This is a genomic window from Streptomyces sp. NPDC059861 (assembly GCF_042731435.1).
Lineage (GTDB): Bacteria > Actinomycetota > Actinomycetes > Streptomycetales > Streptomycetaceae > Streptomyces.
This window is the reverse complement of the sequence record NZ_JBHWJQ010000007.1, coordinates 18,994-38,597: the sequence shown is the minus strand read 5'-3', so window position 1 is coordinate 38,597 and position 19,604 is coordinate 18,994. Positions and strand designations below refer to the sequence as shown.

Annotated in this window: 19 protein-coding genes and 2 pseudogenes; 10 read left to right on the top strand and 11 right to left on the bottom strand. The window is 69.9% G+C overall.

Annotation, left to right across the window (positions count from 1 at the left end; genetic code table 11):
* Positions 1 to 113: 113 nt before the first annotated feature.
* Positions 114 to 626, top strand: coding sequence for an EF-hand domain-containing protein (locus ACFV6X_RS08285; RefSeq protein WP_385379411.1), 513 nt, complete (start codon positions 114 to 116; stop codon positions 624 to 626).
* On the opposite strand, the gene ACFV6X_RS08280 is transcribed toward ACFV6X_RS08285, so the two are convergent.
* Positions 610 to 2,121 carry a class I adenylate-forming enzyme family protein gene (locus tag ACFV6X_RS08280; protein ID WP_385379930.1) on the bottom strand — a complete coding sequence of 504 codons (1,512 nt, stop codon included), beginning with the start codon at positions 2,119 to 2,121 and terminating at the stop codon, positions 610 to 612. The genes ACFV6X_RS08285 and ACFV6X_RS08280 overlap by 17 nt on opposite strands.
* 153 nt (positions 2,122 to 2,274) lie before the next feature.
* Between ACFV6X_RS08280 and ACFV6X_RS08275 the strand changes: the two genes are divergently transcribed.
* The 4 genes from ACFV6X_RS08275 to ACFV6X_RS08260 all read left to right on the top strand — a co-directional run bounded on the left by ACFV6X_RS08275 (position 2,275) and on the right by ACFV6X_RS08260 (position 6,433).
* On the top strand, positions 2,275 to 3,468 hold the full coding sequence (locus ACFV6X_RS08275) for an amidohydrolase family protein (RefSeq protein WP_385379408.1): 1,194 nt from the start codon (positions 2,275 to 2,277) through the stop codon (positions 3,466 to 3,468).
* A complete protein-coding gene (locus ACFV6X_RS08270; RefSeq protein ID WP_385379405.1) occupies positions 3,468 to 4,601 on the top strand; it encodes an acyl-CoA dehydrogenase family protein in 1,134 nt (377 codons plus the stop codon). Before ACFV6X_RS08275 ends, ACFV6X_RS08270 begins: the two co-directional genes overlap by 1 nt.
* A 2-nt stretch (positions 4,602 to 4,603) precedes the next feature.
* The gene (locus ACFV6X_RS08265) at positions 4,604 to 5,488 is read left to right on the top strand and encodes an acyl-CoA dehydrogenase family protein (RefSeq protein ID WP_385379402.1); all 885 of its coding nucleotides are present in this window, start codon (positions 4,604 to 4,606) and stop codon (positions 5,486 to 5,488) included.
* Between the two features lie 456 nt (positions 5,489 to 5,944).
* Entirely contained in the window at positions 5,945 to 6,433 is a 489-nt protein-coding gene (locus tag ACFV6X_RS08260) for an ATP-binding protein (protein ID WP_385379927.1), read from the top strand.
* A 382-nt stretch (positions 6,434 to 6,815) separates the two neighbouring features.
* On the opposite strand, the gene ACFV6X_RS08255 is transcribed toward ACFV6X_RS08260, so the two are convergent.
* The gene (locus ACFV6X_RS08255) at positions 6,816 to 7,742 is read right to left on the bottom strand and encodes a cyclase family protein (RefSeq protein ID WP_385379399.1); all 927 of its coding nucleotides are present in this window, start codon (positions 7,740 to 7,742) and stop codon (positions 6,816 to 6,818) included.
* An 84-nt stretch (positions 7,743 to 7,826) separates the two neighbouring features.
* On the opposite strand from ACFV6X_RS08255, the gene ACFV6X_RS08250 reads away from it, so the two are divergent.
* From ACFV6X_RS08250 to ACFV6X_RS08240, 3 genes are all read left to right on the top strand, one after another.
* Entirely contained in the window at positions 7,827 to 8,738 is a 912-nt protein-coding gene (locus ACFV6X_RS08250; protein WP_385379396.1) for an SDR family NAD(P)-dependent oxidoreductase, read from the top strand.
* A 133-nt stretch (positions 8,739 to 8,871) separates the two neighbouring features.
* Positions 8,872 to 10,026 carry an acyl-CoA dehydrogenase family protein gene (locus ACFV6X_RS08245; RefSeq protein WP_385379393.1) on the top strand — a complete coding sequence of 385 codons (1,155 nt, stop codon included), beginning with the start codon at positions 8,872 to 8,874 and terminating at the stop codon, positions 10,024 to 10,026.
* Positions 10,026 to 11,075: a Zn-dependent alcohol dehydrogenase gene (locus tag ACFV6X_RS08240; protein WP_385379390.1), complete on the top strand. Its 1,050-nt coding sequence runs from the start codon at positions 10,026 to 10,028 to the stop codon at positions 11,073 to 11,075. Before ACFV6X_RS08245 ends, ACFV6X_RS08240 begins: the two co-directional genes overlap by 1 nt.
* Here the strand turns inward: ACFV6X_RS08240 and ACFV6X_RS08235 are convergent.
* The 8 genes and pseudogenes from ACFV6X_RS08235 to ACFV6X_RS08200 form a co-directional block, all read right to left on the bottom strand.
* Positions 11,065 to 11,439, bottom strand: a pseudogene (locus ACFV6X_RS08235) (helix-turn-helix domain-containing protein); the annotation flags it as partial. The gene ACFV6X_RS08240 and the pseudogene ACFV6X_RS08235 sit on opposite strands and share 11 nt — an antisense overlap.
* Positions 11,440 to 11,587: 148 nt before the next feature.
* Entirely contained in the window at positions 11,588 to 12,229 is a 642-nt protein-coding gene (locus ACFV6X_RS08230; RefSeq protein WP_385379388.1) for a hypothetical protein, read from the bottom strand.
* 40 nt (positions 12,230 to 12,269) lie between these two features.
* Positions 12,270 to 12,902: a hypothetical protein gene (locus ACFV6X_RS08225; RefSeq protein WP_385379385.1), complete on the bottom strand. Its 633-nt coding sequence runs from the start codon at positions 12,900 to 12,902 to the stop codon at positions 12,270 to 12,272.
* Positions 12,889 to 13,302 (bottom strand): hypothetical protein, encoded by a 414-nt coding sequence (locus ACFV6X_RS08220; RefSeq protein WP_385379382.1) that lies wholly within the window; start codon positions 13,300 to 13,302, stop codon positions 12,889 to 12,891. Before ACFV6X_RS08220 ends, ACFV6X_RS08225 begins: the two co-directional genes overlap by 14 nt.
* 15 nt (positions 13,303 to 13,317) lie before the next feature.
* Positions 13,318 to 14,664 (bottom strand): hypothetical protein, encoded by a 1,347-nt coding sequence (locus tag ACFV6X_RS08215; RefSeq protein WP_385379379.1) that lies wholly within the window; start codon positions 14,662 to 14,664, stop codon positions 13,318 to 13,320.
* The gene (locus tag ACFV6X_RS08210) at positions 14,661 to 14,960 is read right to left on the bottom strand and encodes a hypothetical protein (protein WP_385379376.1); all 300 of its coding nucleotides are present in this window, start codon (positions 14,958 to 14,960) and stop codon (positions 14,661 to 14,663) included. Before ACFV6X_RS08210 ends, ACFV6X_RS08215 begins: the two co-directional genes overlap by 4 nt.
* A gap of 40 nt (positions 14,961 to 15,000) precedes the next feature.
* The gene (locus tag ACFV6X_RS08205) at positions 15,001 to 16,038 is read right to left on the bottom strand and encodes a hypothetical protein (RefSeq protein ID WP_385379924.1); all 1,038 of its coding nucleotides are present in this window, start codon (positions 16,036 to 16,038) and stop codon (positions 15,001 to 15,003) included.
* Positions 16,035 to 16,691 (bottom strand): hypothetical protein, encoded by a 657-nt coding sequence (locus ACFV6X_RS08200; protein ID WP_385379373.1) that lies wholly within the window; start codon positions 16,689 to 16,691, stop codon positions 16,035 to 16,037. Before ACFV6X_RS08200 ends, ACFV6X_RS08205 begins: the two co-directional genes overlap by 4 nt.
* Before the next feature lie 331 nt (positions 16,692 to 17,022).
* Between ACFV6X_RS08200 and ACFV6X_RS08195 the strand changes: the two are divergent.
* Positions 17,023 to 17,214 (top strand): annotated as a pseudogene (locus ACFV6X_RS08195) (Zn-dependent alcohol dehydrogenase); the annotation flags it as partial.
* Here ACFV6X_RS08195 and ACFV6X_RS08190 read toward each other — a convergent pair.
* A complete protein-coding gene (locus tag ACFV6X_RS08190) occupies positions 17,204 to 18,214 on the bottom strand; it encodes a GlxA family transcriptional regulator (RefSeq protein WP_385379370.1) in 1,011 nt (336 codons plus the stop codon). The pseudogene ACFV6X_RS08195 and the gene ACFV6X_RS08190 overlap by 11 nt on opposite strands.
* 71 nt (positions 18,215 to 18,285) lie before the next feature.
* Here ACFV6X_RS08190 and ACFV6X_RS08185 point away from each other — a divergent pair, with 71 nt between their 5' ends.
* Positions 18,286 to 19,572, top strand: coding sequence for an MFS transporter (locus ACFV6X_RS08185; protein WP_385379367.1), 1,287 nt, complete (start codon positions 18,286 to 18,288; stop codon positions 19,570 to 19,572).
* Positions 19,573 to 19,604: the final 32 nt, after the last annotated feature.

The following is a 19,604-nucleotide window of genomic DNA, read 5'->3' as shown; positions in this document are numbered from 1 at the left end:
AAAATTCCCCCGGTCTTGGCACAACCGTCGTTTTCCCGCTCCCGAACCGCCTGCGGCGTCGTACGCTCCCTGGCGAGAAGCACCCCGACATGACGTGAGGCGGCCTGAATTACATGGTCAGCAGCGAGTACGAGCGCAGGATCGCGGCCCGGTTCGCCACCTTCGACCAGGACGGCAACGGCTACATCGACCGCGAGGACTTCAGTGGCGCGGCCAAGGCACTGCTCGTGGAGTTCGGCACGGCGTCCCGCTCCGACAAGGGCCAGGCGTTGTACGGCGGCGCCGAGGCCTTCTGGCAGGGCATGGCCGGGATAGCGGACCGGGACGGTGACCAGCGCATCACGCGCGAGGAGTTCGTCAACGGCGCGGTCAAGCGGCTGCGCGACAACCCCGACCGCTTCGCCGAGATCGCCCGCCCCTTCCTGCACGCGGCCCTCGCCGTCGCCGACCCGGACGGCGACGGCGCGGCCACCGTCGAGGACCTCGCACGCGTGCTGCGGGTGCTCGGCGCCCCCGGCGACATCGCGCGGGCCGCGGCCGGCTCGCTGGACGGCGACGGCGACGGCAAGGTGAGCGAGACGGAGATCATCTCCGCGTTCGCCCGCTACTTCACCGTCCCCGAGTAGCCGAGAAACGCTCCCTGAGCTTGTACTTGAGCACCTTCCGCAGGGTGTCGCTGCGCGGGAGGGCGTCGACCACCTCCAGCTGCTCCGGCAGCTTGTGCACCGACAGCCCTTCCGCGCGCAGGTAGGACGTCAGCGCCTCCAGGGTCAACGGGGTGACCTGCGGCGGCTGCTCGATCACCGCGCAGACCCGCTCCCCCCGCTCGGCGTCCGGCAGGCCGATCACCGCCACGTCCGCGACCGCCGGATGCCGGTGCAGCAGTTCCTCGATCTCCTTGGCGGAGATGTTCTCGCCCTTGCGGATGATCACGTCCTTGAGCCGGCCGGTGAGGACCAGGTGCCCGTCGGCGGTGAGCCGCCCGAGGTCGCCGGTGCGCAGGAAGCCGTTCTCGTCGAACGCCTCGGCCGTCTGCGCCGGATCGAGATAGCCCCGGCACACGGCCTCGCCGCGCAGCCGCACCTCCCCGTCGACGATCCGTATCTCCATGGCCCGCGGCGGGCGCCCCTCGGTCGTCGCCAGGTTCTCGGGGGTGTCGTCCGGCGCCCCCATGGTGATCATCGGAACCTCGGTCATGCCGTACCCGTGGGTGAGCTGGACGCCCATCTCGCGGACGACGGCGTGGTAGGCGTCGGGCGGCTTCGGCGCCCCGCCGCCCGCGAGCAGCCGCAGGGTCGGGACGACGGGGGTCCCGGGCCGCTTGCGCTGCTCGGCCAGGAACATCGAGTAGAACGCCGTGGAACCGCCGGCGATCGTCACCCCGTGTTCGCGGTACGCGGGCAGCGCGTCCGGCAGCGCGAACTGTTCCAGCAGCAGCGCCGGGAAGCCGTACAGCAGCAGCATCACCGTGTAGTCGGGGCCGCCTATGTGGGCGTACGGGAAGGCGATCGACCCCACGTCGTCGGCGGTGGGGCGCAGGGCGTGCGCCAGGCACGTGCCGCCCGCGATCAGGGAGCGGTCCGTGTGCAGGACGCCCTTGGGGTCGGAGGTGGTGCCGGAGGTCCAGTAGATCCAGCGGACGTCGGTGCCTCGTTCGGGCGGCGCGGGCAGCACCGACGGAACGCCGTCGGGCAGGTCCTCGTACGCCTCGAAGACTCCCTGCGCACCGAGCCGCCGGGCCATTGCCGTGTGGTCGAAGCCGCGCCAGGTGCCCGGTACGGCGAAGTACTCGGCGCCCGACTCGCGCAGCGCGAAGCCGACCTCGCGGTCGCGCAGGAACGGGATGAGCGGGGTCTGTACGGCGCCCAGGCGGGCCAGCGCGAAGGTCAGCACCGCCGTCTCGACGCGGGTGGGCAGCTGCCAGGCGACGACCGTGCCGGGGCGCACGCCCATGCCGTACAGCCCGGCCGCGGTCCGCTCGGCGCGGGCGCGCAGGGCGCCGAAGGTCAGGGTGCGGTCGTCCTGGAGCAGGACGGGGCGGTCGGGGGTGCGGTCGGCGCGGCGGGAGAGCAGGTCCCAGAGGGTGGGCGCGGTGCTGAGCTCGTGCGCGGTGGTGTGCAGGGTCACGGTCGCCCCCGGTGAGCTGACGGATAGTCAGATAGTGGTGGTGAGCGTAGGGCTCGGCGCCTTGTCGGTCCAGGGGTGCGGGACTAGCCTGCCGGTACGGCGTCATCTGACGGGTCATCAGATCCGTATCTCCGCGGAGGGGGACCCATGACCGAACTGCCCCGCATCATCAGCGTCGACGACCACGTGATCGAGCCCGCGCACCTCTTCGAGACCTGGCTGCCGGCCAGGTTCCGGGACCGCGGGCCCCAGCCGCTCACCGCGGGCATCGGCGAACTCGCCTACGTCGGCGGCAAGTACCAGATCACCATGGACCCGGAGGGCCAGCCCACGGACTGGTGGATCTACGAGGACCTGAAGTTCCCGTACAAGCGCAACATCGCCGCCGTGGGCTTCGACCGCGACGAGATGACCCTGGAGGGCATCACCCGGGAGCAGATGCGGCGCGGCTGCTGGGACCCCAAGGCGCGGCTCGCGGACATGGACCTCAACCACGTCGAGGGCAGCCTGTGCTTCCCGACCTTCCCGCGCTTCTGCGGGCAGACCTTCGCCGAGGCGCACGACAAGGAGGTCGCCCTGGCCTGCGTGCGCGCCTACAACGACTGGATGGTCGAGGAGTGGTGCGGCGACAGCGGCGGGCGCCTCATCCCGCTCTGCCTGATCCCGCTGTGGGACATCGACCTCGCCGTCGCGGAGATCCGGCGCAACGCCGCACGCGGCGTGAAGGCCGTGACGTTCTCCGAGATCCCCACCTACCTGGGGCTGCCGTCGATCCACTCCGGCTACTGGGACCCGTTCTTCGCGGTCTGCCAGGAGACCGGGACCGTGATCAACATGCATATCGGGTCGTCGTCCCAGATGCCGGCCGCGTCCCCGGACGCGCCCCCCGCCGTGCAGGCCTCGCTCTCGTTCAACAACGCGATGGCCTCGATGGCGGACTTCCTCTTCAGCGGGGTCCTGGTGCGCTTCCCGCAGCTCAAACTCGCCTACTCCGAGGGTCAGATGGGCTGGATCCCGTACGCCCTGGAGCGCGCCGACGACGTCTGGGAGGAGCACCGCGCGTGGGGCGGCGTCCGCGACCTCATCCCGGAGCCCCCGTCGACGTACTACTACCGGCAGATCTTCTGCTGCTTCTTCCGCGACAAGCACGGGGTCGCGTCCCTGGACGTCGTCGGGCGTGACAACGCCACCTTCGAGACCGACTACCCGCACGTCGACTCCACCTTCCCGCACACCAAGGAGGTGGCCCTCGACCACGTCAAGGGCCTCGACGACGAGACCGTGTACAAGCTCATGCGGGGCAACGCCATCCGCATGCTGGACCTCGACCTGGACCGGTAGTGGACCTGACGTACACGCCCGAGGAGGAGGAGTTCCGGGCCGGCCTGCGCAAGTGGCTGAAGGGCGTGCTGCCCTCCCTGCCGGCCAAGCCGTCCCCGGACGACTGGCCGGGGCGGCGCGCCTACGACCTCGGCTGGCAGCGGATGCTGTACGACGCCGGGTACGGCGACGTCCACTGGGACGCGTCCCCGACCGTGCGGCTGATCTTCCTGGAGGAGACCGAGCGGGCGGGCGCCCCCTATGTGGGCGCCAACTTCGTCGGCCTGCTGCACGCCGGACCCACCATCGCCGCGGAGGGGACCGAGGCGCAGCGCGCCCGCTGGCTGCCGCCCGTCCTGCGCGGCGAGCAGGTCTGGTGCCAGGGCTTCAGCGAACCGGACGCCGGGTCCGACCTCGCGGCACTGCGCACGCGCGCGTGGCGGGACGGCGACGACTACGTGGTCTCCGGCTCCAAGATCTGGACCTCGCACGCCGAAGTCGCCGACTGGTGCGAGCTGTTGGTGCGCACGGACACCGCCGCGCCCCGGCACCGGGGGATCAGCTGGCTGGCCATGCCCATGGACGCGCCGGGCATCACCGTACGGCCGCTGCGCACCCTCGCCGGGTCGGCCGAGTTCGCCGAGGTCTTCCTCGACGAGGTGCGGGTGCCCGTCGCCAACCGGGTCGGCGACGAGAACGACGGCTGGCGGGTCACCATGGTGACGCTGTCGTTCGAACGCGGCACGGCGTTCGTGGGCGAGGTGGTGGCCTGCCGCCGGGTGCTGGGCGACCTCGCGCGGGAGGCCCGGAAGAACGGCCGGTGGGACGATCCGGTCCTGCGCCGGCGCCTGGGGCGGCTGAACGCCGAGTTCCGGGCGCTGTGGCGGCTCACCCAGTGGAACGTGAGCGAGGCGGAGGCCTCGGGCGGGGTCCCCGGGGTCGGGGGTTCGGTTTTCAAACTGAGGTACTCACACACGCGCCAGGACCTCTACGACGCCGCCGCAGACGTCCTGGGCCCCGAGGCGCTCGACCTGGACCGGCCTTGGACGCTCGACCGGCTGTCCTCGCTGTCGTACACCATCGCGGCCGGCACCTCGCAGATCCAGCACACCATCGTGGCCGAACGGATCCTCGGCCTGCCGAAGGGGCGGTAGCCGTGCGCTTCCAACTGACCCAGGAGCAGCGCGCGTTGCGGGCCGCGCTGCGCCAGCTGCTCGACCGGCGCTTCGACGGCGGGGCGCGCCGGGCGGCCGTGGAGCGGGCGGCGCCCGCGCTGGACCGGGCGCTGTGGCGGGAGCTGGGCGCGGCGGGGTTCTTCGCGCTGCGGCTGCCGCAGGCGCGGGGCGGCGTGGGACTCGGGCTGCCGGAGGCCGTGTTGGCGTTCGAGGACGCCGGGCGGGCGCTGCTGCCCGGCCCGCTGCTCGCCACGCACCTCGCTGCGGGCGAGGTGGCCGGCGCGGCGGACGGGTCGGTCGTCGTGGCCGCCGTCGACGCGGGCGGGCTGGTGGAGTGGCTGACGCAGGCCGACGCCGTGCGCGGCGACGCCTCCGGGGCCGTGGGGCTGCGGTCGGTGGATCCGCTGACGCCGCTGCACCGGGTGCCGGGGGCGCGGGGGACGGCGGATCCGGTGGCCGTGCTGCTCACGGCGGCCGAGCAGCTCGGCACGGCCGTGCGTACGTGTGAGCTGGCGGTGCAACACGCCCGGACCCGTGAGCAGTTCGGACGCCCGATCGGAGCCTTCCAGGCCGTGCAGCAGCTGTGCGCGCGGTCCCTGGTCCGGGTGGAGGTGGCGCGCGCCGCCGTGTACGCGGCGGCCGTCACGGCGGACCCCGTGGACGTCGCCGCGGCCCGGCTGCTCGCCGACGAGGCGGCCGTGCGCGGCGCCCGTGACTGCCTCCAGGTGCACGGCGGCATGGGCTTCACCTGGGAGGCAGAGGTGCACCTGCATCTGAAGAGGGCCTGGGTGCGGACCCAGCGTGCGGGCGGTGTCACGGAGAGTGAGGAGGCGCTCGCGCGCGATCTGCTGGCCGAAGGGGTCTGACAGGGCCCCTGCCTGCGGTGTCGGCGAACCCTGGAAAACGGGATGTCGCGGATTGTGGCACGCCGGTATTACGGAGCGTTGATATCGGCTTGTGTCCTAGGTGTGACTTGTCACGTCCTGGAGTCGAAGGTCCGCTCCGGTACCTTGTGTGAGATGCGAGAGGTTCCGAGCTCGAGCAACGCCGGTGACGGGCCTTGTTCCGCCGCCTGTTCGACTCTCTGCGACGAGCGTCGCACAGTATGCCGCACGGGTACTCCTTCGCGCTGGAATATGCCCGAAGCGCTTGTTGGGGTGACTGTACGTCAACCATGCTGTTGCGTAAGGGATTCACGTTCCGTGATCTCTGCTCTGGCCGTTGTTCTGGTCATGCAGAAAATGGCTACGATCGTGGCCCTCCTGAGGCGCGAGCCTCTGTGTCCACCGGTTCGGATGGTGTGAGCGGTGCAGGTGCTTCAAGTGCAGCTGGAGATCCGGCCCGACCCCGCGGAAGTGGGGCGCGCCCGTCGATGGGCCCGCTCGCGACTTGCCGGGTGCGGAATAGCAGCCGATGAACCGCTCGCCGAGACGCTGGTCCTGCTCGTCTCCGAACTTGTCACCAACGCCGTCGTGCACACCGGCTGCCCCGCCGTGCTGCGCCTTTCCCTGCCCCAGCCGGCCACCGTCCGCGTGGAGGTCACCGACGGCAGCACCCGCGCCCCGGTTCCCCGGTGGGTGGACGGCGAGGAGACCGGCGGCCGTGGCCTCGCGCTCGTCGACGGTCTCGCCGACCGCTGGGGCTGGAGCCCCGACGGCGTCGGCAAGCAGATCTGGTGCGAACTGGACCGCTGCGCCGAACCGCGTACCGCGGCCATGGCGTACGGGGGCGGCGCGGTGGGCGTCTGCGAGGGCCTGGAAGGGCTCGACGGGTACGAGGGTAACGAAGGGCTGGCGTACGAGGCCGTCTGAGGCGCCCGGTGTCGTACCCGGGGGCATGAGGGCGAAGGTGTCGGACGCGCCAGGCCCGGTGGGGGGATGTGCGCCCGTGTGTGCTTCCGTGCGCGCCTCCGCTGCACGGGACGTAACCGGCAAATCCCCTGACCGCTGTTGACGCGGCGTGTCCGGCTGATCACGCTGGGAGCAGCGAATCGCCGCGAGGGGACGACGAGGTTTTCGGCGACGGAGGCCCTCGTCGAGTGCGACTCGTGTTTCGGCGTGGGTTCGCTCATCGGGCAGGGGAGGCCGAGGCGGCTGCGCCGGAGCCGGATGGCGGCGTGTGGCGCCGTGCTCGGGGCGGGCGCGTACGCGCCGCCGTCCGGATTCACCGCACGGCACGCCCGGTCGTCCGCCGCTACAGCACGGCGACCGGCGCCACCGGGGCGCCTGTGGCGCCGGTGAACGGCTCGGGTGTGGCCGACAGCAGGAACGCGTAGCGGCCTGATTGTCCACAGGCTGTGGACAACTCTTCGAGATTCCAGTTCTGGCCCTGCGGCATCCCCATCTCCACCAGATGCAGCGCGTGCACGGGCAGCCACAGACCCTCCGTCTCCGGTGGAAACATCTCGAACGTGAGGGTGTCGTTCGCGACGGCCGCGACATCGCGCGCGTGGAACCACGCGGGCGTACGCATCGACAGCCCCGGCGAGGGATAGGCGTACCCGTGCTTGTCCCCGGCGAGGTAGGCCCGGATCTGGCCCGTCCGTACGAGCACGACGTCGCCGGCGCGCACGCGCGTGCCCGCCAGGTCCTCCGCCGCGTCCAAGTCCTCCGGGCCGACCGCGTGTCCCCCGGCCAGGCGGTCCGTCCCCCGCGCGCGGGCGACGTCCAGCAGTACGCCGCGCGAGACGAGATGCCGCACCGTGCCGATGCCGCTGAACTCGGCGCCGCCGTGCGCGGTGACCGAGCCCGCCGGGCGGCCGTTGTAGAGCCGGCCCGAGTGCGAGACATGGGTGAGGGCGTCCCAGTGGGTGCCCGCCTGGAGTCCCATGGTCACCGCGTCGTCGCTGCACGCGACCGTGCCCGGCCCGAACAGCTCCTGGTTGATCTGCACCATGACGTGCAGCGGATTGACCCGCCCGGGGATCATCCCGGTCTGCACGCCGTCCTGGCGCAACGGCAGCGCGAGCGGCACCCGCCTTCCGGTGCGGACCTCGCCGGCGGCCCGCCGGACCACCTCGTCGGTGATCAGGTTGAGCGTCCCGATCTCGTCGTCCGCCCCCCAACGGCCCCAGTTGTTCACGCGCTTGGCGATCTCGTGGAACTCGGCCGGCAACGACATGGGCCCTCCCCGGGGCTTGTGTCCGGGCATCTGACGGGACATAAAATCTAACGGTCCGTCAGAAACATCGGGAAGGGGCCGGGCGTGGGGAACTTCTTGACCGGCGAGGTCGTCGTCGTGACAGGTGCGGGGCGCGGCATCGGCCGTGCGGTCGCGCTCGCGGCGGCCGCCGAGGGAGCACGGGTCGTCGTCAACGACTACGGGGTGGCCGTCGACGGGGCCTCACCCACCAGTGGGATCGCGGACGCCGTGGTCAAGGAGATCGAGGCCGCGGGCGGCGAGGCGGTCGCGGTGGCCGACGACATCTCCACCATGGCCGGCGGCCAACGCGTGGTCGACGTCGCGCTGGCGTCGTACGGGCGGCTCGACGGAGTCGTCTGTGTCGCCGGCATCCTGCGGGAGCGGATGCTGTTCAACATGACCGAGGAGGAGTGGGACCCGGTGGTCGCCACTCATCTCAAGGGCACGTTCACGGTGTTCCGGGCCGCGTCGGCGGTCATGCGACGGCAGCGGGGCGGCACCCTGATCGGCTTCACCAGCGGCAACCACCAGGGGTCCGCCTCGCAGGCCAACTACAGCGCGGCGAAGGGCGGGATCATCTCGCTGGTGCGCAGTGCCGCGCTGGGGCTGCACAAGTACGGGGTGACAGCGAACGCCGTGGCGCCGGTGGCGCGTACGCGGATGTCGGCGAACGTGCCGATGGAGCTGACGGAGATCGGCGACCCGCAGGACGTGGCCGCGCTGGTGGTCTATCTGCTGTCCACTCGGGCCCGGGAGGCCGGGATCACCGGACAGGTGTACACGATCGCCGGGCCGAAGATCGCGGTGTGGGCGCAGCCGCGGGAGCTGCGCTCGGCCTATGCCGAGGGCGCGTGGACGCCGGAGCGGATCGCCGCCTTCCTGCCGGGCTCCGTGGGGGTGGATCCGATGCCGATGCTGGAGCGGGTGGCGGGGATGGAGCGGGCGGCGAGATCCGGGGAGCGGCCGAACGCCTGAGAGCTCGGGGCGTTTGTGGTGTGGCGGGTGCGGCCTCGTCGTGGCTGGTCGCGCCCACGCGGCGGAGCCGCGCAGGGACGCAGTCCCGCGCCCCTGGGGGCGTTGATGTCGGCCGGGATCTCAGGAGGACGCCGTGGAGTTCGGGTTCACCGTCGAGGACGAGGCGTTTCGAGGCGAGGCGCGGGCCTGGCTGGACGCGCATGCCGGGGAGGCGCAGGACCGCCGTGACTGGGAGCGGACGCTCGGCCAGGCCGGGTGGATCGGCATCGGGTGGGCGGCGGACGGGTGGGGCAACCGGAGGGCCTCCCTGACGCAGCAGGTCGCCTGGGCCGAGGAGTACGCCCGCTCCGCGGCGCCGCCGCGCTCCGGGCACATCGGCGAGAACCTGCTCGCCCCCACCCTCATCGCGCACGGCAGCGAGGAGCAGAAGACCCGCTTCCTGCCGCCGGTCGCCGCCGGGGACGAGTTGTGGTGCCAGGGGTACAGCGAGCCGGGCGCGGGCTCGGACCTGGCGGGCGTGCGCACCGCGGCGGTGCGGGAGCCGGGCGGGGCGTACTACCGGATCACCGGGCAGAAGATCTGGACCTCGCTGGCGCACGAGGCGGACTGGTGTTTCGTGCTGGCGCGCACGGAGGCGGGGTCGCGGCGCCATCACGGGCTGAGCTTCCTGCTGGTTCCGATGGACCAGCCGGGGCGGATCGAGGTGCGGCCCATCCGGCAGCTGACCGGCACGAGCGACTTCAACGAGGTCTTCTTCGACGGGGCACGCGCGCGTGTGGAGCACGTCGCGGGCGGGGAGGGCGCGGGCTGGCGCGTCGCGATGAGCTTGCTCGGGTTCGAGCGGGGGGTGTCGACGCTGGCCCAGCAGGTGGGGTTCGCCGAGGAGCTGGGGCGCGTGGTGCGGGCGGCCCTCGACTCGGGGGCGGTGGACGATCCGGTCGTACGGGAACGGCTGGTGCGGCAGTGGGCCGAGCTGCGGGTGATGCGGTGGAACGCGCTGCGGACACTGGGCGGTTCGGGGGACGCGGGCGCGTCGAGCGTGGCCAAGCTGCTGTGGGGCGGCTGGCATCAGCGGCTGGGGGAGCTGGCGATGGAGGTCCGGGGGGCGGCGGCCGGGGTCGGGACGGTGCGGTGGTCGGCGCCGGTGCCGTACGAACTCGACGACTTCCAGCGGACGTTCCTGTTCAGCCGGGCCGACACCGTCTACGGCGGCTCGGACCAGATCCAGCGCACGATCATCGCCGAGCGGGTGCTCGGTCTGCCGAGGGAACCCAAGGGAGCGTCGTGATGAGAGGCGTGGTCTTCGACGGAAAGCAGGTCCAGGTCGTGGACGACCTGGAGGTACGGGAGCCCGGGGTCGGTGAGGTGCGGGTGGCGGTCGCCGCGGCCGGGCTGTGTCACAGCGATCTGTCCGTGGTGGACGGGACCATCCCCTTCCCCGTTCCCGTGGTGCTCGGCCATGAGGGTGCGGGCGTGGTGGAGGCGGTGGGGGAGGGCGTCCGGCATGTGGCGCCCGGCGACCATGTGTCGCTGACCACGCTCGCCAACTGCGGGACCTGTGCCGACTGCGACCGGGGGCGGCCGACGATGTGCCGGCGGGCGATCGGGCGGCCGGGGCGGCCCTTCACGCGGGACGGCCTGCCGTTGCACCAGTTCGCCTCCAACTCGGCGTTCGCGGAGCGGACGGTGGTGAAGGCCGTGCAGGCGGTGCGGATCCCCGAGGACATCCCGCTGACGTCCGCCGCGCTCATCGGCTGCGGGGTGCTGACCGGGGTCGGGGCCGTGCTGAACCGGGCCCGCGTGGACCGCGGTGACAGCGTCCTCGTGATCGGCACGGGCGGCGTCGGGCTGAACGTCCTCCAGGGCGCGCGACTCGCGGGCGCCCTGCGGATCGTGGCCGTGGACTCCAACCCGGCGAAGGAGGCGGTGGCTCGGCAGTTCGGGGCGACCCACTTCCTGACCTCGTCGGACGGCGTTCGGGAGATTCTGCCGACGGGCGCGGACCACGCCTTCGAGTGCGTCGGCCGGGTGGAGCTGATCCGGCAGGCGATCGACCTGCTCGACCGGCGCGGTCAGGCCGTCCTGCTGGGAGTGCCGCCGGCGGGGGCCGAGGTCTCGTTCGTGGTCTCCTCGATGTACCTGGACAAGTCCGTCCTCGGCTGCCGTTACGGCTCCTCGCGTCCCCAGCGGGACATCGCCCTGTACGCCGAGCTGTACCGGCAGGGCCGCCTCCTCCTCGACGAACTGGTCAGCGAGACGTACCCGGTCGAGGACTTCGGCAAGGCGCGGGCCGACGCGGAGGCGGGGCGGGTGGCACGGGCGGTGCTCACCTTCTGACGGCGCTGCTTGCCTCCGTGCGGAACGTCCGCCGGTACGCCGTCGGTGTCACGCCGAGCGCCGCCTGGAGGTGCTGCCGCATCGACTGGGCCGTGCCGAAGCCCGCGTCGTGGGCCACCTGGTCGACGGAGAGTCCGGTGGACTCCAGGAGGTGGCGGGCGCGTTCGACGCGCTGCTGGGTGAGCCACTGGCCGGGGCTGACGCCGACCTCCTCGCGGAACCGGCGCGTGAAGGTGCGTACCGACATGGCCACCTGCTCGGCCATGTCGCGCAGCTGGATCGGCTCGTGCAGCCGGCCGAGCGCCCACGCGCGGGCGGTGGTGGTGGAGGCCTGCTGCGGGTCGGGCAGCGGCCGCTCGATGTACAACGTCACCAGATCACCGGACAGAATCCAACTGAGTAACGGACGTCCGAGAAGAACCCTGCGATATCGAGCTCCGGCAGAAAAGCTAGAGGAAGCGCTAGGCGCCGCTTCATGCTCTCACCGCCGGAAGCGCCCCCGGCGACGCCGGTCAATGGGCCGCCCCAGGAAGCCGGAGCGTCCGTGCGAAGTCGTCCAGTGCCTCCATTGCCGCGGCGATCACTTCCGGATCGTCGTGGTGCCCGCGGAGTAGGACGTCGGGGAAGCCGGGCGGGGTGTGCCAGTGGTACGTCACCGAGGTCATCATGATGGTGCTGTCCACAGGGTAGGAGCGGGTGACCCGGACCCCGTCCGTGCCCAGGTGTGGAGAGGCGAACGGAATGCTGCCGGTTCGCTGCTGCCACTCGGGGATGTTCGGGTGCGGCACCGTGAACGCGGTGACTCCCTCGCAGGATGCCGCGTCACGGGCCTCGCAGTGGAGGCGAGTGGCGTGCATCACCAGAGGCATGTAGGTCAGCGGAACGGGGTGGTAGATGAACGCCTCATCGGCCTGGAGCTTATCCCGGAGCGTCACCAGCGTCTGCTCGTAGAAATCCTTCTGGAATCGGCGGAGTTTGCGGGTGAGCTCAATGCCGTGGATGGCGGCCAGGCCGGCCAGGTGCTGGTCCAGCCATTCCTTGAAGGACTTCTTGTCGATCCGGAGGTGGAGATAGCCCCAGAGGCCTGGGTTGGCATCCGTGTCGATGTGCAGTGGGGCACCGAGGTCGGCGCTCCACAGGGTGCCGTCGGACATGAGCGGTCTCTTTCGTCAGAGGCGCGGGCAGGGGGAGCGTTTAGGCATAGCTCCAGCGGAAGGTGCTCATCACGGCGTCGAACAGCTCCACAAGAGTGTCGTAGAAGGCGGGATCCGAGCCGGGCGCGATCAGGGCGCTGAAGGAGAAGGTGAAGTACTGGTCAGGAGCGCTGTCCGGGATCGGCACGATGTATTCGACCCGGCGGTGAGCGGCGTCGATGCCCTTTGCGGCGTCGGCGGGGACATCTCGTTCCGAGCGCAGGACTGCCGCGTGGTCGAGTTCCCGCATCTCGGCTCCGGGGGTCTCGGAGGCGAGCGCGAGCAGGACCGCTTCCGGCCCGCTGTCGGGCCTGATCCTCGGAATCTCGATCGGTTCGGAGGCGACGATCGAGAGGGGCAGTGCAACGCCGTGTAGGCGTTCGGTGGGAAGGTAGAGGGTCATACCCCCCTTGGCGCGGGCCCGGCGGACAACCTTCTTCATCTCTTTGGTCAGCTTCAGCCGGGCCTGCGGAACGTCGTCCTTGGGAAAGCCGGCGGGCAGCTGCGCGACGGCCTTGCGGACGATGCGGTCCATCGCTTCCTGGGTACCGGTGCGTAGCGGAATCACGTCCCAGCCGGGCGGCGGCACCAGGTTGAAGCCGGTCGGGGACCGATGGTGCTCAACGGTGGTCACGGCGCCCCCGCCTCTCTTCCATTGCATAGGCGACGCCGACGAAGACGGCCCACGCCGGGGCGGCGATTATGCCCGGCCAGAAACCCAGGAACATCGAGGGCAGGAAGAAGCCGCCGCCCATGACGAGATCCCGGGTGAGGTAGGGCGGACGGCCCGTGTGCCGGGGGTACTTCGCGAAGACCCAGACGTAGTGCAGAAGGCAGCCTATGATCCCGGCCTCATAGACGTAAAGGACGTCGTCCATCAGGGACTTCGGCACCAGGATCATGATCCCGAATACCGGAAAGACCAAGGGCATTCCGATGATCAGGGTGAGCCGGAGCCGCCGGTTGGGACCGGTGCCGAGTCCGGTGCGGCCCGCTTCCGCCTCGGTGATGCGTTGTGCCGAGTGCAGATCCATGGTCGTTCCTTCTCGCTACCAGTGGGTGTCGGGGGCGGGCTTGAGGGTGTTGTCCTTCCAGTCGGAGTACGGCGCGTTGTACGGCTTCTCGCCGGTGCCCAACTTTTCGTGTGTATAGCTTGTCAGGTCGCTCTTGCCCAGCGACTTGTCCATGACGTCCATCCCCATGCCGGTCCAGGCGACGCCGAGGCCCGCTCGATAAGACCTGTATGCCTTGTCCGCGGCGGCTCCTGCGGCCTCCGGGAAGACGGCCTTGTTCGCCTTCAACATCTTCGCCATGCCAGCCATCTCCTTGTCGCCGAGGTGCGCCCACGTCGACAGCGGGCTGACCCTCAGCGGCCCCTTGGCCACCAGGCCGGTGTTCTGGGAGATGGACTTCCGCATGGCGTTACGGGCCCCGCCGATGGCCTGCCGGCCCTGCCCTTCCGGCAGTTTGGCCATCACCCGCCCCATGTCGTCCATGACACCCTTGACGCCGCCGAGCCCTCTGCTCAGGCCGACGGTCCGGGCGGCCTGAGCAGCGCCCACGGTGGCCTTGGCGCCGCTGGCAAGCTTCGCGGCGGCCCCGAGGCCACCCACCACGAGCAGCGCACCCACGACGTCGAAGATGACATCCGTCCAGGTGGCATCGCCGGATGCCACCAGAAGGAGTCTGAGTCCGACTGCGAGTATCGCGATGCCCAGAACGAGCATGTTCAGGCCGGGTATGAGCAGCGCCAGGAAGGCTGCCGCCGTCGCCACCCAGCCGAGAACATCGATGAAGGCCTTAATCAGGTCCGCATTGTCATGGGCCCAGCCCTTAACGTTGTCCCACCACGAGTCCTCAATGATGTCATCGATCTCGTCCCTGATCTTGCCCTCGTGGTGGTTGGCGCGGGTGTCGCGCTCGCTGGTGATAGTGTTCAGCTGATTCCGGTATGTTTGCAGGGGATCATGGTCTGTTTCGCTGACGGACGGATTCGGAGTGTTCTTGTCGCCGGAGGCGGACTCCTTCGCTTTCTCGGCCTCAATCTCATCCTGCTTCTCCTTGGTCCGGCGCAGTACGTTGTCGGCGTCGGACTGGAAATCCTCCAACTCATTGGCCCAGGTGGTGAGATGGCCGTGAACGCGCTCGTAACGACTGGCCACCTCCCGCATATGTTTCTCTAGCGTGGAGGATTCCTCACGCAGGGTCTTGACGTATTTGCCCTTGAGTTGGTCCTCGTTGCTGATGGCCTGGAGGTTCTTGGCCTGGTCCCTGAGCTTCTTGGCAACCGACACCATGTGGCGGACCTCGGCGCGGATCTCCTCTGGATCACCGGGTACCGGGTCGGAATCGCATAGCGGCTGCCAATCGATCGGGCGGCGCTTGGACGGTGTCACTTCTTCTGCTTCTTTTCATCGCGCTTGCTCAGCTCATGGTCGAGTTCCTCGAACGCCTTCTTGGTGCCGGCTACTTGCTGGCCGACCGACTCGATTCCCTCAATGAGCTTGGTGCGGTAGTCATTCCAGTTATCGACGAAATCGCCCATGGCATCAGCTATCGCGCCGGAGCCCCAGTGCTGGCGCATGTCGTCGCGACGGTTCTCGATATCCCTGAAAGTTCTTTTGAGTTGGCTAAGTTGTCGCTCGGAGTCCGCGAGGAAGTCGTAGTCGACCGTCAGGTCCGGGTCTGCCACTGATGCCCCTCCCTGTGCGTGTGGTGTGGCGGCTCTATGATCACCGGTTGACGGTCTGGATTTCCTGGACGATCACGTTCTGTTCGGCGCCAAACTCGCCGTCCGGGAGGTCCTGTGCGTCGTTGACGCCGGTGCCGGTCCAGGAGAGCTTCCAGGTGACCGAGGCAATGAGTGGGTAGGGGCCGTTGCCGGAGGAACGCAGGTACCTCACGCCGCAGGGCGGAGTCTCTTCGGATTTGCCTTCGGCGTAGGGTTCACCGATCTTGCCGTTGTTGATCTCGCACACACCGGAGGCTGGGTAGGTCTCCGAATCCTCCGTGCCCGGCTCGATCTTCAGGGAGATCGGTTTCGCGGTCGTGGTCGCCTCGATGTTCAGTAGGGGCACGGAAGCGGTGACCGATACCGGCTTGAATTCGGCGCCGTCCAGCCAGGCCCAGGTCGGCAGGTTCACCTTGGTCGTGCCCTCGGGTGCCAGGGTCACCTTGGTGCCGGGGACGCGGATCTCGTTGTACGCGAGCTCTGCCAGGATCTGGGGCGTGACCGCTTGCGGGATATCGGCGGGCGGGTCGTCATTCGTGTCGACCCAGAAGATGTCCTTTGTGCAGTCGAGCGCGCCCGGATCGCCCGCGCGACCTGGCGTGACGTACGAGTCCCACCAGTAACCCTCGCCGGTCTTGTCCTTGTTGAAGTCCTTGTACGGCTTGCCGTTGACGTACCGGTCACGCTGCTCGGCGTCCCACCCATATCCCGTTGAGCCGGCATCCCAGATCGGCTCCAGATGCGCCTTGAGTTGGGTTGGGCTGTATTTCGGGGCGTAGTAGCAGGCAGGCGGTGTCCAGTTGTTGCCTGCGGAGGTCACTGGGCCCGCAGACTGCCCAGATCCGTTCTTTGAACGGTCGAAAACCACCGCACCGGCTGTGGCCGACAGAATGCCCTTGCCGTCGGCGTCGCCTGAGACATCGGACTCGACGGCCCCCTGCCCGTCTCCCGGGCCGTACGCAGAGGCAGTGTGGGGCAGAGCCAAGACAGCAAGCGCAGCGACCGCACCACAGGTCAATAATCTCCGCCGATGCGTCATCCAGCACATGTCTTGTCCCCCCGCTTCGAGATCAGGTTTGTGGTTTGCCACACACCCTGCTTGCTCTTCTCCAGGCGCGTGTTGTACATCACATAGGGGCTTTCATCCGACGGCGTCCGGTCGACCTTGCCGGTCTTACGGTTTTTGTTGAATCCCTTGCTCTCATCCGCGCAGTAGACGAGGGTCGCGGACTGCTCTCCAGAAACCGTCACCTGCGGGGCGTAGTAGCGCGTGGTGCCGGTGAAGGACAGGTTCGCGTCCAAATACGCCTGAACCCATTCCACGGCGTCTGCCAACGCCTTGTCCTTGTAGTAAAAGGTGAGCCCAAGCGCATCAGTGTCGCCGCGCAGGATGGCATCGTTGGTGACGTCGATACGTCGGGCAGCGTCAGCCAGGACCGCGTCCTTGGCCTGGTCGCCGGTCTCCCACTCCTCGTAGACGTCCTTCACGTCAGATGGGAGCTCAACCCTGGGCCGGTCCGCTGCCGTCGCAGCAGACGGGCTCGGTGAAGTGGACTGCGCAGGGTCACCTTGATCGGCACCCGCGATCTTGTCGTTGTCCCTGGACTTGTCGTCCCCGCTGCCGCAGGCGGTCAGTAGCAGGGCTGCTGTCGCGGCGAGCGCGGCGGCGACGGGCAAAGGGCGGCGCTTCACAGTGAGCTCCCCGTGAGACATGGGTTCCATCAAGAGCAAAGACGCTATCGGTGGGCCTTCTGGTTCGCCACCGTGAACTTCCGTCTACGGAGGGGAAGGTAGGGTGAATCAGGGGCAATCGGGTCGCGCTTGTGGATCGATCGTTCGTGTTGTGCGTGGTTGCTGGAGGTGCGTTGCCGATGTCTCAGCGCCCGACTCCGCGCCCGTGTACGGCACCGACGGCGGGTCCGCCATACGCAGTTCGATGACTCGAGTGGTCTCCGGGGACGCAGCCGGCGGGATCGCGCAGGCTGACGACGGCGCCTTCGGGCAGGGGCGAGCCGATGATGGTCAGTCCGTCCTCGGCTGCCGTTACGGCTCCTCGCGTCCCCAGCGGGACATCGCCCTGTACGCCGAGCTGTACCGGCAGGGCCGCCTCCTCCTCGACGAACTGGTCAGCGAGACGTACCCGGTCGAGGACTTCGGCAAGGCGCGGGCCGACGCGGAGGCGGGGCGGGTGGCACGGGCGGTGCTCACCTTCTGACGGCGCTGCTTGCCTCCGTGCGGAACGTCCGCCGGTACGCCGTCGGTGTCACGCCGAGCGCCGCCTGGAGGTGCTGCCGCATCGACTGGGCCGTGCCGAAGCCCGCGTCGTGGGCCACCTGGTCGACGGAGAGTCCGGTGGACTCCAGGAGGTGGCGGGCGCGTTCGACGCGCTGCTGGGTGAGCCACTGGCCGGGGCTGACGCCGACCTCCTCGCGGAACCGGCGCGTGAAGGTGCGTACCGACATGGCCACCTGCTCGGCCATGTCGCGCAGCTGGATCGGCTCGTGCAGCCGGCCGAGCGCCCACGCGCGGGCGGTGGTGGTGGAGGCCTGCTGCGGGTCGGGCAGCGGCCGCTCGATGTACTGCGCCTGGCCGCCGTCGCGATGCGGGGGTACGACGGTGTGCCGGGCGACCTCGTTGGCGACCGCCGTGCCGTGGTCGCGGCGCACCATGTGCAGGCACAGGTCGATGCCGGCGGCGACGCCCGCCGAGGTCAGGACGTCGCCGTCGTCGATGAACAGGACCCCCGGGTCGACCCTGACGCGCGGGAAGAGCCGCTGCAGGCGGTCGGCGTCGGCCCAGTGCGTGGTCGCCGGGCGGCCGTCGAGGTAGCCGGCGGCGGCGACGACGTACACGCCGGTGCAGATGGAGGCGAGGCGGGTGCCGGGGCAGATGTGGGCGAGGGCGGCGGCCAGCTCGTCGGTGAGGACGCCCTTCTCCTGGACCGGGCCGAGCTCGTACGACGCCGGGATGATCACCGTGTCCGCGGTGGCGAGGGTCGCGGGGCCGTGGCCGATGTGGAGGGCGAAGTCGGCGTCGGTGTCTACGGTGCCCGGTGGCCGGACCGAGCAGGTGACGACCTCGTACAGGTGCCGGCCCTGGGAATCCTTGGGGCGCCCGAAGATGCGGTGCGGGATGCCGAGCTCGAAGGGGAGCACGCCGTCGAGGACGAGGACGACGACACGGTGGGGACGGAAGGGGACAGCGGCCGTATCCATGGCCCGATCCTAACGAATGCTGTCCTTCGGGCCACTCGATCGTATGGATCCAGGGCCTGAAGCTCTATGTCGTGACCCAGACAAGTGAAGCCGCAGTCGTCGCGAGGAAGCCGGAGCCGATGCGTCCGCGCATCCACCGTGCGTGGTTCGTCGCCGCTGTCGCCTTTGTGACGATCATCGGCGCGGCCGCCTTCCGCTCCCTGCCGGGGCTGCTGATCGACCCACTGCACCAGGAGTTCGGCTGGTCGCGCGGCACGATCGGCGCGGCGGTCTCCGTCAACCTCGCCCTGTACGGCCTGACCGCGCCCTTCGCCGCCGCGCTGATGGACCGCTTCGGCATCCGGCGGGTCGTCGCGGGCGCGCTGACCGTGATCGCGATCGGCTCGGGCGCGACGGTGTGGATGACGGCGGCCTGGCAGCTGCTGCTGTGCTGGGGCCTGCTGGTCGGTCTCGGCAGCGGGTCGATGGCGCTGGCCTTCGCGGCGACCGTGACCAACCGCTGGTTCACCGAGCGGCGCGGCCTTGTCACCGGCATCCTCACCGCCGCCTCGGCCTCCGGGCAGCTGATCTTCCTGCCGGTGCTGTCCTGGATCGTGGAGACCCACGACTGGCGGCCGGCCGCCGTCACGGTGTCGCTCGCCGCCCTCGCGGTGGTCCCCTTCGTGTGGCTGCTGCTGCGGGACCACCCGGCGGACGTGGGCCTGAAGCCGTACGGCGCGAAGGAGTTCGTGCCGAAGCCGGCGCCCGTGCCGGGGGCGGCGCGGCGGGCGGTGGGAGTACTTTTCTCCGCCGTCCGGACGGGGCCCTTCTGGCTGCTGGCCGGGACGTTCGCGATCTGCGGCGCCTCCACGAACGGACTCATCCAGACCCACTTCGTGCCGGCCGCGCACGACCACGGCATGCCGATCACCGCGGCGGCCTCGCTGCTGGCGGTGATCGGGGTGTTCGACGTCGTCGGCACGGTGGCCTCCGGCTGGTTCACCGACCGGTTCGACGCGCGGCGGCTGCTGGCGGTGTACTACGCGCTGCGCGGCGTCTCCCTGCTGTTCCTGCCGATGCTGCTGGCGCCCAGCGTGCATCCGCCGATGATCTTCTTCATCGTCTTCTACGGACTCGACTGGGTCGCCACCGTGCCGCCCACGATGGCGCTGTGCCGGGAGCACTACGGCGAGGACAGCGCGATCGTGTTCGGCTGGGTACTGGCCTCGCACCAGGTCGGCGCGGCGGCGGTGGCCTTCGCGGGCGGAGTCGCGCGCGACGTGTTCGGCTCGTACGACGTGATGTGGTACGCCTCCGGGGCGCTGTGCGCGGCGGCGGCGCTGATGGCGCTGGTGATCCGCCGGGGCCGCGCTCTCTGAAGGCGACCGAGGCCGGCGACGTGATCGCCCGG